This is a genomic window from Helicobacter mehlei (genome assembly GCF_007280785.1).
GTDB lineage: Bacteria > Campylobacterota > Campylobacteria > Campylobacterales > Helicobacteraceae > Helicobacter > Helicobacter mehlei.
In genome coordinates, this window is record NZ_VKGC01000031.1 from 1 (window position 1) to 11890 (window position 11890).

Genomic DNA, 11890 nt, shown 5'->3' on the forward strand with positions numbered 1-11890 from the left:
CACTGTTTGACCTGTTCCATCGCTTTGCGATCGTCCATAGCATGTAAGGATGCTAGAAAGCAGGCTAAAAAATATAACCATGTTCTTAATATTTTCATATAAATTTTCTCCGTGAGTGATTTAAGCTCGCCTAATCTCTAGGCGCGCAATCTGTAGTTTAAGCACTTTATCCCTAAAATTATATTTGCATGCTTGGAAGTCAAGGATTGTCTTTACCCTCTTATTAAATGCTTCAACACATAGCGTTTCACAAAAAAACTCACACTATCGGCTTCTTGATCAGCTAGAGCTTTGAGGGTGTCGTATTCCTCTTGGGACAAGTAAAAAGTGATGGTGTGGTTTTGTTTTAAGTGGGGAGGTAGGGGCTTTCTGCCCGGTTTAGCTTTGTCTTTGGCCTTAAAGGTGTTCTCTTGGGCATTGCTGGCATTCTTTAAAGCGTCTTGAATGGTTTTAGGGGTGTTTTCGCTCATTGATTGCTCCTTGTGTCAAAGTGTCTAAAAGGCGTTGGTATTCTGTGATGAAAGTCTTGTAATGGAGTCTAGAGAGTGGGGTTTGTAAAAAGAGCTCTTTGAAGCTCAGCCCTTTACGCATAGAGTTTTCTACAATCTTAGAGCGTTTAAAAAAGAAAAAGTTTAAGTCTGTGAAGTTAGATTGTAAGGTAGAGCTAGCTTGTTCTTTTTCCTCTAGGCTTTGGTAATCCGTGATGAGAACCATTAAGGGCACTTTTAAAGCTTGCAACTCTTGGATGGTTTCAATGGTCTTTAGTAGGGCGTTGTAAAGAGGGGTGCAGGGAATGATGATGGCTTGGCTAGCTTGAGCGATGTCTAAAACCCCGCTTTGGATAAAGCCCCCAAAGTCATAGACACAATTGTCGATCAAAGAGGGGCGGGTGCTAATCTTAGCTTTATCAGGGTAAATGCTCTCAATGATAGAAGAGTCATTGCTTTGCAAGAACAAATCTAAATCTTTAGCAATGGAGAAACTAAAGGCGGTCTTACCCACCCCGCCTTTCTTGTTGATGGTGGAGAGAATCATAAGCACCTCGTTTTGATTTTTCTGGGTTACTTGCATAGATGCATCGCCGACTAAATAAGTATAATATTTAATCCATTAAAAAATATTTAAGATTTTGATTAATCAAATGAATTATATTTTTAATTGTGTTAAATATAGATGGACAATATTATATAACAAGTGTGCGGGCTTGCTATAGCCTTTGCAAAGTAAAATCCCACGCCATCGATTGATGATGTTTGGATTTCCATATGACTTGTTTTAAACCATAGCAAGGATTAAGGGGCAAATTTTGTGCGGAGGCAACAAAAGCACGCAACAAAAGGATATAATGAGAGCACAAGAAATCTTAGAAGAGGAGTTTTGACATGGCTTTCAAACCTTTTTCTATCCCTAAAGCCTTAAACACAGAGGGGCAACGTTTAGTATATCTTAACACCGTTTTAGAGGATGGCGACATAGCGAAGCCCAAAAGCACTTTAGAAGTTGTTGCCAAGTCCAAGGGCATCGACTTGCCCGTTTTTAATGGCAGGGTTGTTGAGCTTTTAGGAGCTCTAAAAAATGGGTTTCACTTTGCAGTCTTTGGAGTTGCTAAAAGGCCACACGGCTTAGGCATTTTGTTATCGCCAATCGGCTTCAAAAAGCATATTTTGCGTGTTTTCCTTGTGTGTATGCTAGCATTTGGCGTGGGTTTTGCCAATAGCCAAGCAGATGAATACTATAAGCTCGCAAAGTCTTATATGCACACTAGGGATTATACCCAATCTATCATCTACTGGGAGAAATTAGTAGAACTGGGAGATGCCAGAGGGTTTTACGGACTGGGGTATTATGTATGATTTGGGCTATGGTGTCCCCCAAGACTACTCCAAAGCCCTAGAATACTACCAAAAAGCCGCAGAACTAGGAGATGCTCGGGGGTATAGTAGTTTGGGTGTGCTATATGCCAATGGCTATGGTGTAGCCAAAGATGATGCTAAGGCTTTGCAGTATTTCCAAAAAGCCACAGATATGGGGGATGCTGAGGGCTATAATAACTTGGGGTTGGTTTATGCCAAGGGTGTGGGTGTCAATCAAGACTATTTTAAAGCCATCACCTACTTCCAAAAAGCTGCAGAGTTGGGGAGTGCTAGAGGCTATCACAACTTAGGGGTGGCATACAAACTTGGTTTGGGCGTTGCAAAAGATGAAGCAAAAGCACTGCGGTATGTCCAAAAAGCCTGTGCTATGGGGTATCAAAAAGCTTGTCAGCCAAGACAGCACCTGAATCGAGCAATTAGGTTTTCACAGGTTTTACCAAGAGGACAAATTAATTCTTAAAACAAATCACGCAACCAATCCCAAAAGCCCTTTTCCACAGGTTCAGCGGGTTTTTTCCCCGTGATATGATACACAAGGTAACAAGATTCGTAATCACCCATTATGCAAGCCTTGTTGAAATATTTTAAGGCTTTTTGTGTGTCTCGATCCCAATAGTAGGCTTCATAGCCTAGTTCATAACAAGCCGTCCCATACCCCATATCCGCGGATTTTTGGAGGTATTCACGGATTCCGTCGCGATCGTGTGTAAACTTCATCAAACGACAATAAGCGATCGCATACCCTAGTTCTGCTGCCTTTTGGTAGTATTCATCTGCTTTTTTTCATACTCCCATGCGCTTTGAAACTTTTTGTCTGCGCGCGCATCCGTTTCTTTCCTTTTATAAAACTCGCCTAGCTCAAAATACCCCCTAGGATCCCCCATCTCCATCACCTTTTTAAAGTAAGTAGCGGATTTTGAGGATCGTTGTAAAAGTCAGGCACCTTATATTGCAGCTGTCCTGCATACAATCTCCCCAAAAAGACATAGGCTTGCACATTCCCCTCTTTGCCTTCCTTTTCCCAAATTTGGCAGGCTTTTTGAAGATATTGTTGGGCTTTTGTTTTATCTTCTGAGACACCTTTTCCATAAAAATACATATACCCTAACCCAAAAAACCCTAATCCATCGCCCATGTCCATAGCCTTTTGGAAGTATTGGAGCGCTTCTTTGTATTTGACACGATCCTTTCGATATATCTCTCTTCTATCCGGAACTATAAAGCCTGCATAATCCCACCAATTTACATCGAGCATGCCCAAACCGCTAAACCCCCGTCTATCCCCCATTTTGGCTAGTTTGGAAAAGTAGATCTTGGCTGTGTGTGCGTCCTCATACTCCCAAGCCCTTATGGCGTAGGCAAAGTAAATATCCGCATCGCTGGCATACACAACCCCTAAGCAACACATCCAAAACAATATAATCTTTAACATGCTTGCAGGTCTAGTCATCATCACTTGGTTATTCCTTATAGCTTCTTCCTCGCGCTTCATCGCAAGAGCCCGAGTCGCCCAAATCACAAGCCTTATCGTAATACTCCATGGTCTTGTCATAATCTTTTGGGACACCATCGCCCCGTTTATACATATCTCCCAAACTAGTAATAGCTTCTTCCCCCTCGCGCTTCATCGCAAGCACCCGAGTCGCCCAAACCACAAGCCTTCCAGTAATAATCCTCGGCCTTGTCATCATCTTTTGGGACACCATCGCCCCGTTTATACATATCTCCCAAACTAGTATTAGCGTCCATACTTCCTAATTCTGCTGCCTTTTTAAGATACTTCAGGGCTTTGGGGATATTTCTTACAGAAGCAGGCAGATTCCAAGTCATTTCAGTGCTATGACTTCTGTAAGCACTCCCTAAAGCATTATAAGCTTCAGCCTTGCTATGGTAAGCTTTTTGGTAATACTCTAAGGCTTTTTGGTCATCTTGGGGGACACCCTCCCCTATCAAATACATGTCTGCTATGGAGAGATACCCATCGCTTGCGTGGAAAGTCTCCCCAATTTCATGTTTATGACCACTGTCTCCAGCTTTTTGGTAGTATTCTATAGCCTTTTGTGCATCCTTGGACACATACCTACCAGACCTATACATATCCCCCAAGATCATACATGCCCCAACATTGCCCATTAGTGCAGATTGTTTGTAATACTGGAGAGCTTTTTTAATATCCTTTGGCGCGCTGTCGCCATATTTATAGAGAGAGCCTAACTCCCGATACGCCTTAGAATTGCCCATTTTCCCAGCCTTGTGGTAGTATTCTAGAGCTTTTGGGAGATTCTTAGCAACCATAAAACCACCACTTTTAAAGCCATACGCATAAAAACCTGCCAATTCTACATACGCTCCCACATTCCCCATTTTGGCAGCTTTTTGGTAATACTGGAAAGCTTTTCTAAAATCTTTTTCCACGCCTCTACCACCAAAATAATACACATCTCCCAAGCCCTTATACCCTCTAGCATCCCCCTCTTTAGCCAGTTTGCTAAAATACTCCAAAGCCTGTAGCATGTCTTCAGTATAGAGACTATCCTTTGCGATGGCGTAATCTCTATCGCGATCGCTTTGGGCATGCATGCTTGCTAACACCAATACACTCACTAGCACCACTTTAATCACACTAGCCATATCTGCACTCCTTTAATGCTTGGTTTTAGAGTGGGAGTATATCGTCTGTTTAAGGTGCTCAGCCTTAGCGCAATCCTGATGAGTAACCCATCTCCAATCTGTGGGAAAATCCTTGTCTTTGTAGGCATCGCCCAAGAGATAATACCCGTCCGCCTTGCCCTCTGCTTTTTGGTAATATTCTAGGGCTTTTGTGTAATTTTCACTCTTAAAAGCTTTTTGTGCGATCGCAAAATCCAAAGCACCCTCCTTAGCCCGCGCAAACACCCATAGACTGACTAATAACACCCTGTATAAATTCTTAAAGCGCATATTTCTTCCTACAAATTTAAAGCCAAGAGAGCTAAGAGAAGCAAGCGGATCATTTTTGCTCCTTTGTCAAGTGTTCTTGCAACGCCAAACATAGCGCGTTTTTAGATTTAAAGGTTTGAATTTTATCCTTGGGGTCTAAATATACACAAGGGCTATCATCAATAGAAATCAAACGCACGAGGTGTAATTGTTCTTGAATGTCTTTAGCGTTATAAGTTTGGGTTTGAAAGAGTTGTAGGCAGGTTTGCTTAGATTTGGGACTTAAATATTTAGGGCTTAGGCACATGGTGGGGTGATCTTTTAGCGTGTCTTTTAAAATCTTGGGGTTGTCATTTTGTAAGCGGTTGTAAAAAGGGGCGTTGTTTTCTAAGGGGATCATCCGCGCTGCGTAGAGATCAGAGAGGTGTTCTGGGTCTAGGCGTTGGATGTTGTTGCTCACAAATTCATAAAAGTCGTTCTCAAATATAAAGGTTGGAGGTATTTTACTCTTTAGGATCGTATTGATAACTATACCAGCCCAAATACCCCAGTCTAAGCTAAAAATACCCATCAGTGTCTCTATATGATCCATATCTTGGATTAGGCGTTTTCTAAAAGGTTGATGGGGGTCAATGTTTTTTCCTATTGCATCAAGATTGAACGCTAAGATATTGTCAGTACATATGTGAATAATGTTATTAATGTCTCTATCGTTACATTGTTTTTGAGAAATTCCTTTGTGGAGTTGTTTAAGATAGGCGATCGCATCTAGCCCCGCCTTGTGGGCGTTGATCAAGGGCATGTAGAGAAGGGCGATCACATCTAAAAAGGTGTGGGCTGTGGCTTTTGGTTCGTAGTTGCCATTAGGATAATCGATCACATCTAGGACATGGAGCATTTCCATGTCCTTGAGATGGGCTAAGAAAAGCTCTTCTCTTTTGTTTTTGGGTTTAAATTCGTGAAGCAAGGGTATTTGCTTGGCTACAGCTTTGGCTAGGGGGATGGAGGCATCTGTATAATCTTCTATCGCTGATATACGATCGAGTCTAGACATTCTTTCTTCTGGGTCTGTGGGCTCAATTTCTCCAACAGACTTATACATGTAGTCATAGAGTGCTTTAAATGCCTTGAAAAATTCTTGGGTATCTTGGGATTCTTTGGGATTGTCTATTTGAATCATGATGGTCAATACATCTTCTTTGCCCTGTAGATTTACGACCAAGAGAGCTAAGAGAAGCAAGCGGATCATTTAAGCCCCTTTGTGAAGTGCTTTTGTAATGCCAAGCATAGCGCATTGTTAGATTTGAATGCTTGGAGTTTATCTTGGGAGTTCAAATACACACAGGGGGCGTTGTCAATGGAAATCAAACGCAAGGAGTTTAGGTATTTTTGTAAGGGTTTGGGGTTATAGGTGTGTTTTTGGAAGATTTGCAAGCAAACCGCTTTAGCCTCTTTGTTTAAATACTGGGGTTGCAGGCAGGGGGTGGGTTTATCAGGGAGTATCATTTGCATCGCCTCTGTCATGTCCTTGATATACACGCATGAACCCCCACATATTAGTTTATCACGAGGAAAAGCCCTATCTAAATACACATTGTAGATCGTGATCCAATAATCTCCCATGTTGCTGTGTTCTGCATTGAGGTAATTCCCCAAAAAGGTGAGAGCGCGCGCCTTGTAATAGTCTAGCCATAAATTGATAGTCCGCACCTCAATCCCCAAAAGGCGTGCATTTTGCGCATTCAAAAAGTTTTGCTCCTCTAAGTTGTGATCATAAACACCAAAACCACGCACCAATTTATAGAATTTATTGGTGGTTTGGACATCTTTTAAAAAGGCACGGGCTGGAGGGGAATCTGCCTTGATGTATGTATAGCCTAGCATATATTGCTGGTGCAAAACGCTATTCTTAAGGATGGGGTAAAGCCATGGACTCTCAAGATGATTTTGCAATCCCTCTAAATAGTCCGTTATATCCAAACCCTGATGGTAAGCCTCTATTAAGGGCGCATAGATCAATGCCAAACCCTTTAAAAAATCTTGGGTGTTTTGCTCAGTTTCAAAAGGTTTTAAAGCTAGAGTAGAATCCTCTCTACAATCAATATCAGGGATAGAGGCGCGCAAGAATTTAAAGAGTTGGAGCATCTCAAGGGCTTTAAGCGCTTGGATCATTTGGGCTTGCTTGGGGTCTTTGGGTTTGAGGGATTGTAAAAGCGGGGTGTGATTGACAAAAGCTTGTAGGTGCTCTAAAAGTGGGGTGATGTCCTTTTTTATCGCATCTAGGTAGAGATGCCCATTACAGCCATGATCTTTTTTCTCTTGAATGGCTCTTTGATACATGTTTGCCATCAATGCGCGGGCTTGTTGCATTTCTTGGACCAAATTAACGCTGACAGCCCATAGGGGACTTATGAGTAGAAGGATGCCTATTAAGCGGATCATTGAAACTCCTTTATAAGTGCTTGGCTATGGTAAAGATTCATAGTAGCTATCTAGCAAAATTACAGGTTTTTGGCTAAAAGCGTGGCAAGCTTCTTGCCCATTACTATCAAAATCCATTGCCATCAGGCGACCATTCTACTTTATTTGCCTCAAGATATAACAGAAAAGTCAAGGACTCTAAGTGGAATTGGATATTAAAATTGCGTGCTCCCTAGATTGGATGGATTAGATTTTCAAAATTGCCATTGTTTAGGCTCTTAAAGAAAGTTTGCAAAGAAATAGGGTTTTGATTTTGGGGATCGTCCCTGCTTTGGCGGTAAAAAATTTGGGTGCGCAATACCGATGTGTCATAATCCAAATCATAACAACTCCCCCGACAGGTAAGCACTTCTTGGCTATATTGGTGCAAATAAAACTGATTGCCAACCAGTTTGAAGGTGAAATAATCCCTATGAGCAAGATCACTACCCGGCTTTAACTTATCGCTCAAACGGAGAGTAAAAAAAGCCCCTTTGATGAAAAGTTGCATGCCCACACCTAATCCCTTCCTATCAGTGCAAAACCCACGCTCTAAGTGTTTAGCGTGCAAAATACCCATGCAGGTGTAATAATGTGTGCCCCAATGATTAAAATCTGCAAAAATAAAGGTGTAAGTTTCTTGATGGTGTGTCATGATTTGCATGTTAGCTGTGTATTTCTTGGTGTTTTTGCCTTTTAAATAAGTGGCTAACCATTGTTGCACCTGATCGTGCGCCTTTTTAAGTTCTGGCTTGAGCCATCTACCCCTTTGATCGATCAAATTATCCTGTGCTGCCTGCCCCATAAAAGTATCCATATAACCATTGTCAGTAGGATCCCTATTGGCTAATGCCTCTTTGTCTTTGCTCACAAAAATGAGTTTGCGATATTTTGACGCATTAGGATAGAAAAATTGCGCAAAAATGGGCGCGTATGTAGGATTGTTGAAGAGTAGGCGCGTGATCTCTTGAAAAGCACTGAGATAATTCTCCTCCATACATCTGATTTCTTCAAAAAAAGGCATGGTGTGCGGATTGGTGCCCTCTTTTTCTGCCAAGCTGTATTGTTCATGCATGGTGGCACTGCACTCCTTACCCTCCTTATAAATGTATTTCAGGGAAATCTGGCGCACCTTTTGGCGATCCTTTTGGCTCACGCGCGCACGCACATATTGGTAATAATCTGCATAAAAACGATGGAGCATGGTTAAAGCAACATTGCTAAACTTTGTCATGCCTCCAGCAGAGACATCGCAGATCACCTGATCGTGCAGGGCTCGATCTTTAGATTTATAGTGATCACAAAACCACTCCGGATAGGTAGCTTGGATATGCGCATTAGACCTGCCATCACCCAGCCAAAGCACCTCTTCTTCAAAACTAAAGGCACAGGCGATTCGCAGACATAATAAAAAAACGACAACCCAACGCATAAAACCTCCTTTAATCAGTGCTATACAAACAACGCCCTTGCGTGTATATATTCTTATCGCACACCTCATGCAAGGCTTTGGGATTAAGATACTGACATTTTTGACTCCTAAAACACGCTTCTCTTAGCCTATACAAGAGTGCATCCCTGCCAAAAAAATCCATGTAGTCGTTATCTCCTCCTACATAATCATCTAGCCCCTCCTTGCCCCAAAAATATAAAAAATCTTGCATAGAAATTCTAAATTTGCCCTGTGGATCATCCCTAGGTTGGCTGTAATAAAGATGGCTACCAAGCAATTTCATCGGATCGCATCCTAAAAAACAATAGAGATAAGCTAGACCGGGATCGGGACACTCATGCGCATTATCTGGATCGTGGCAGGAAAAAACTTGTTTGCTATAAGTGCGCAGATAAAAACGCCCCCGCAACATTTCAAAGGCATATTGGTCGGCGGAGTAATGATCATCGATTTCAACCTCTTGGTATTTTGCTGAGATCACCAAGAGATTATTTTTAACCTCAATGTCTAGGGGTGTGTCGGTGCAAAAGCCCTTAGATAATTGTCCCTTATGCAAAATGCCCATGCATGTGCGCACGCCATCAGAGGCTTGAGCCCCCACAAACAAAGCACAACCCCGATAAAAAATCAAAGTGTAGGCTTTGGACTTGTCGGGTTTGTCATGGGGGGTTTTGCTTAATGTGCGGGCATCTTCTTGATCGTAGATTGTTTCGCTCCACTGCAAGCTATCGTCATTGTGGATACATGAATCCCCTTTTGCTATCACATCCACATCTCTTTTCCAATAGTCATTTACCCATTTTTTCACCACTGCTTGCGCCTCTTTGAGTTCTAAGGCGTGTAGGCTGTGCCAAGAGAGGCACAAACTAAGCATTAAAAATAAATTTTTCATGAAACTCCTATCTCAAGGTTTAGCATACCGATCATTCTTGATCCACAACTTAACAATCTCTCCATTTCTACGCCTAAAAGCCACAAAAGCAAATGCGCCTTGTTGTTGTAAAAGATATACCTTGTCTTTGGGGATTAAAAAGAGATTGTTGATTTGACAATGCTTGTTAGGAGCAGAGTAAAAATACGCCCTGCCCTTGCCTACAATGGTTTTTAGGGGGTGGGTGTAGAGATTTTGATCTTTAAAGCGCGCCTGCAAGGCTTTAGTTTGGCTAGCATCGCAAAATTGCAAACATGTTGCTAGTTGGTGGGCGTATTGTAAGGGGAAGGTAAGATTATCCCCGTATAAATCTTGCAATGTGTGCGTTTTGAGATCATAATTTGCCCAACCCATTGTGCCTGTGCCTAAAAACTCAGGGTGCTTGGGGTCTTGTTTCCAGTTAAAATACAATTTAGCCATAATGTGGTCTTGATCCCATGTGTCTATGTAGTAGGAGATATGACCTTTAAGCCACTTAATGCCCTTATGATCGCTATCCCACTGCTTGAAATTAAAAGAACTATGCTCCACCAAAGAGATAAATTTTAAAACACATTCAGAATTGACATGTCCGGGGAAATCAATTTGAATGGGTGTGGCTTCTTGGGCGTAAGTGAGGGCGGTACAGATGACCCACACAAGGCAAAATCTCATCGTGCTAAAACCTATTGTCGTTGTTTAAAAAGTTTAAGTCCTTTGGTTTAATTCTTAAACAATAGGAGGCAATGATGTTAAGAAAATATCTTATTATGCTGTTTCTAGCGGTGGGTGTGCTGGGTGCTCAAGACAACACTTTACAACAAGCAGAGGCAGCTTACAAGATTAAAAACTACCCCAAAGCCTTTAGACTTTACAAACAGGAGGCGCAAAGAGGGGAGGCGCAGGCGTTCTATCATTTGGGCTTGATGTATCGCTATGGGCAGTGGGTGGATATAGACTACAAAAAAGCCTTTAACTACTTTAAGAAGGCTGGAGAAATGGGGATAGCAGATGCCTATCTTGAGCTAGCAGACATGGTTGCAGGTGGCAGAATAGCCAAAAATGCCAAGGGGGAGCCTTTTGCTTGCGAGAAAGCACTCTCATACGCTAACAAAGCCCTAGAGCTGAACCCAAAGAGGGCAGATATCTATGAAAGAGTTGGGTTGCTTTATCTTAGGGTTCAATGGAGCAACCATACTTGCAGTCTTAAAGACTTTAGCCAATACTCCCAAGAAGTCCAATACAAGCAAAAAATTTTTCAAAAGGGGGTGTCATATCTTGAAAAGGCGGGGGAAATGGGCGATTTTAATGCCTACACAACACTAGGCTACTCTTATGCTGCGGGCGATTTCAGGTTTGAGCGTAGTTTTAAAAAAGCCAAGCAATACTATCTTAAGGCAGTAGCGGTGCTAGAAAAAGCAGGGGCAAAGGGGGATAGCCAAGCCTATAATGAGCTGGGATTGATTTATCAAGATGAGAGCAGCAATCTTAGCACGGGGACTATCCTAGAAAATAGGCATAAAGCGGTGGCGTATTTTCAAAAGGCGGTGGCAATGGGGAATGCCAATGCCTACACCAACATGGGAGAGTATGTAGATGAGAATAAGGCGATGGAGTATTATAAAAAGGCAGGGGAGTTAGGGGACGCGCTGGGGTATGCAAGCTTGGCAGGGATGTATCAAGGAAAGTGTGAATATGAGACATTCAAGAGCTGTGCGGGCGCATTTAAAAAGAGTGTGGAGTATTTAACATTAGCTGGGGCTTTGGGAGATGACTATAGCTATAAAGAATTAGGCGACACCTATTTTTATGGTGGCTTGTTTTATAGGAACTGGGAAGAGTACCAAAAAGTTCCTGCACCACCCTCCTATACTCCCCGCATCCCACGCGATTACAAAAAGGCAGCACATTATTACCAAAAATGCGCAGACATGGGGAATGCCTATTGTTATCTATCGTTAGCAAAATTGTACAAAAAAGGCTTAGGGGTGCCAAAAGATGCCAAAAAAGCGCGCGCATACGAGGGACATGGGAGGGATGTCTTGTGTGTGGGAGAGGACTTGGATGATTATTGTGAGGGGGATGGGGAATAGTTGATTTACCTTAATCGCTCCTCCACTCCGCAAGAGGGTTTTTGCGTTGCAGGGGCGAGATTGGAGGGTATTTTACTCCCAAAAGAGGCAAAATGCAATTTCAATCCCCCCCTCTATATTCATAAATAAAAGGCACAGGGTGGTAATCCACCACCCTATCACCACAAGCTCCCATACCAAA

16 protein-coding genes are annotated in these 11890 nt (G+C 42.4%); 3 read left to right on the top strand and 13 right to left on the bottom strand.

Annotation, left to right across the window (positions count from 1 at the left end):
* Window positions 1-212: 212 nt before the first annotated feature.
* Both FNE76_RS07630 and FNE76_RS07635 read right to left on the bottom strand, forming a co-directional pair.
* Window positions 213-470, bottom strand: coding sequence for a ribbon-helix-helix domain-containing protein (locus FNE76_RS07630; RefSeq protein ID WP_120948756.1), 258 nt, complete (start codon window positions 468-470; stop codon window positions 213-215).
* Window positions 451-1035, bottom strand: a complete 585-nt coding sequence (locus FNE76_RS07635) for a P-loop NTPase family protein (RefSeq protein ID WP_120948765.1) — start codon at window positions 1033-1035, stop codon at window positions 451-453. Before FNE76_RS07635 ends, FNE76_RS07630 begins: the two co-directional genes overlap by 20 nt.
* A gap of 347 nt (window positions 1036-1382) precedes the next feature.
* Here FNE76_RS07635 and FNE76_RS08580 point away from each other — a divergent pair, with 347 nt between their 5' ends.
* On the top strand, window positions 1383-1853 hold the full coding sequence (locus FNE76_RS08580; protein ID WP_235895370.1) for a hypothetical protein: 471 nt from the start codon (window positions 1383-1385) through the stop codon (window positions 1851-1853).
* The gene (locus FNE76_RS07655; protein WP_143928473.1) at window positions 1816-2334 is read left to right on the top strand and encodes a tetratricopeptide repeat protein; all 519 of its coding nucleotides are present in this window, start codon (window positions 1816-1818) and stop codon (window positions 2332-2334) included. The genes FNE76_RS08580 and FNE76_RS07655 overlap by 38 nt, the downstream gene beginning before the upstream one ends.
* Here the strand turns inward: FNE76_RS07655 and FNE76_RS08585 are convergent.
* The 11 genes from FNE76_RS08585 to FNE76_RS07700 all read right to left on the bottom strand — a co-directional run bounded on the left by FNE76_RS08585 (window position 2331) and on the right by FNE76_RS07700 (window position 10291).
* Complete coding sequence (locus FNE76_RS08585) at window positions 2331-2591, bottom strand: SEL1-like repeat protein (protein ID WP_235895371.1); 261 nt, start codon at window positions 2589-2591, stop codon at window positions 2331-2333. The genes FNE76_RS07655 and FNE76_RS08585 overlap by 4 nt on opposite strands.
* A gap of 26 nt (window positions 2592-2617) precedes the next feature.
* Window positions 2618-2758 (bottom strand): hypothetical protein, encoded by a 141-nt coding sequence (locus tag FNE76_RS08590; protein WP_235895372.1) that lies wholly within the window; start codon window positions 2756-2758, stop codon window positions 2618-2620.
* A 5-nt stretch (window positions 2759-2763) separates the two neighbouring features.
* On the bottom strand, window positions 2764-3324 hold the full coding sequence (locus FNE76_RS08595; RefSeq protein ID WP_235895373.1) for an SEL1-like repeat protein: 561 nt from the start codon (window positions 3322-3324) through the stop codon (window positions 2764-2766).
* 10 nt (window positions 3325-3334) lie between these two features.
* Entirely contained in the window at window positions 3335-3580 is a 246-nt protein-coding gene (locus FNE76_RS08785) for an SEL1-like repeat protein (protein WP_120955919.1), read from the bottom strand.
* A complete protein-coding gene (locus FNE76_RS07670) occupies window positions 3471-4505 on the bottom strand; it encodes an SEL1-like repeat protein (RefSeq protein WP_143928474.1) in 1035 nt (344 codons plus the stop codon). Before FNE76_RS07670 ends, FNE76_RS08785 begins: the two co-directional genes overlap by 110 nt.
* 12 nt (window positions 4506-4517) lie before the next feature.
* A complete protein-coding gene (locus tag FNE76_RS07675) occupies window positions 4518-4814 on the bottom strand; it encodes a hypothetical protein (protein WP_120948760.1) in 297 nt (98 codons plus the stop codon).
* A gap of 49 nt (window positions 4815-4863) precedes the next feature.
* Entirely contained in the window at window positions 4864-6042 is a 1179-nt protein-coding gene (locus tag FNE76_RS08600; RefSeq protein WP_235852406.1) for a tRNA methyltransferase, read from the bottom strand.
* On the bottom strand, window positions 6039-7235 hold the full coding sequence (locus FNE76_RS08605; RefSeq protein WP_235852311.1) for a hypothetical protein: 1197 nt from the start codon (window positions 7233-7235) through the stop codon (window positions 6039-6041). The genes FNE76_RS08600 and FNE76_RS08605 overlap by 4 nt, the downstream gene beginning before the upstream one ends.
* Window positions 7236-7446: 211 nt before the next feature.
* Window positions 7447-8685, bottom strand: coding sequence for a hypothetical protein (locus FNE76_RS07690; protein WP_143928475.1), 1239 nt, complete (start codon window positions 8683-8685; stop codon window positions 7447-7449).
* Between the two features lie 10 nt (window positions 8686-8695).
* Complete coding sequence (locus tag FNE76_RS07695) at window positions 8696-9598, bottom strand: hypothetical protein (RefSeq protein WP_143928476.1); 903 nt, start codon at window positions 9596-9598, stop codon at window positions 8696-8698.
* Between the two features lie 12 nt (window positions 9599-9610).
* Window positions 9611-10291 carry a hypothetical protein gene (locus tag FNE76_RS07700; RefSeq protein WP_143928477.1) on the bottom strand — a complete coding sequence of 227 codons (681 nt, stop codon included), beginning with the start codon at window positions 10289-10291 and terminating at the stop codon, window positions 9611-9613.
* Window positions 10292-10365: 74 nt separating this feature from the next.
* On the opposite strand from FNE76_RS07700, the gene FNE76_RS07705 reads away from it, so the two are divergent.
* Entirely contained in the window at window positions 10366-11709 is a 1344-nt protein-coding gene (locus FNE76_RS07705; RefSeq protein WP_185963031.1) for a tetratricopeptide repeat protein, read from the top strand.
* The last annotated feature ends 181 nt before the right edge of the window (window positions 11710-11890 follow it).

What these genes read in the sequence shown, in the direction of transcription:
- FNE76_RS08585 (WP_235895371.1), bottom strand. Translation starts at nt 2,591, where the DNA reads ATGAAGTTTACACACGATCGCGACGGAATCCGTGAATACCTCCAAAAA.
- FNE76_RS08580 (WP_235895370.1), top strand. Translation starts at nt 1,383, where the DNA reads ATGGCTTTCAAACCTTTTTCTATCCCTAAAGCCTTAAACACAGAGGGG.
- FNE76_RS08600 (WP_235852406.1), bottom strand. Translation starts at nt 6,042, where the DNA reads ATGATCCGCTTGCTTCTCTTAGCTCTCTTGGTCGTAAATCTACAGGGC.
- FNE76_RS07630 (WP_120948756.1), bottom strand. Translation starts at nt 470, where the DNA reads ATGAGCGAAAACACCCCTAAAACCATTCAAGACGCTTTAAAGAATGCC.
- FNE76_RS08785 (WP_120955919.1), bottom strand. Translation starts at nt 3,580, where the DNA reads ATGGTGTCCCAAAAGATGATGACAAGGCCGAGGATTATTACTGGAAGG.
- FNE76_RS07670 (WP_143928474.1), bottom strand. Translation starts at nt 4,505, where the DNA reads ATGGCTAGTGTGATTAAAGTGGTGCTAGTGAGTGTATTGGTGTTAGCA.
- FNE76_RS07675 (WP_120948760.1), bottom strand. Translation starts at nt 4,814, where the DNA reads ATGCGCTTTAAGAATTTATACAGGGTGTTATTAGTCAGTCTATGGGTG.
- FNE76_RS08595 (WP_235895373.1), bottom strand. Translation starts at nt 3,324, where the DNA reads ATGACTAGACCTGCAAGCATGTTAAAGATTATATTGTTTTGGATGTGT.
- FNE76_RS07635 (WP_120948765.1), bottom strand. Translation starts at nt 1,035, where the DNA reads ATGATTCTCTCCACCATCAACAAGAAAGGCGGGGTGGGTAAGACCGCC.
- FNE76_RS08605 (WP_235852311.1), bottom strand. Translation starts at nt 7,235, where the DNA reads ATGATCCGCTTAATAGGCATCCTTCTACTCATAAGTCCCCTATGGGCT.
- FNE76_RS08590 (WP_235895372.1), bottom strand. Translation starts at nt 2,758, where the DNA reads ATGGGGGATCCTAGGGGGTATTTTGAGCTAGGCGAGTTTTATAAAAGG.
- FNE76_RS07700 (WP_143928477.1), bottom strand. Translation starts at nt 10,291, where the DNA reads ATGAGATTTTGCCTTGTGTGGGTCATCTGTACCGCCCTCACTTACGCC.
- FNE76_RS07655 (WP_143928473.1), top strand. Translation starts at nt 1,816, where the DNA reads ATGCCAGAGGGTTTTACGGACTGGGGTATTATGTATGATTTGGGCTAT.
- FNE76_RS07705 (WP_185963031.1), top strand. Translation starts at nt 10,366, where the DNA reads ATGTTAAGAAAATATCTTATTATGCTGTTTCTAGCGGTGGGTGTGCTG.
- FNE76_RS07695 (WP_143928476.1), bottom strand. Translation starts at nt 9,598, where the DNA reads ATGAAAAATTTATTTTTAATGCTTAGTTTGTGCCTCTCTTGGCACAGC.
- FNE76_RS07690 (WP_143928475.1), bottom strand. Translation starts at nt 8,685, where the DNA reads ATGCGTTGGGTTGTCGTTTTTTTATTATGTCTGCGAATCGCCTGTGCC.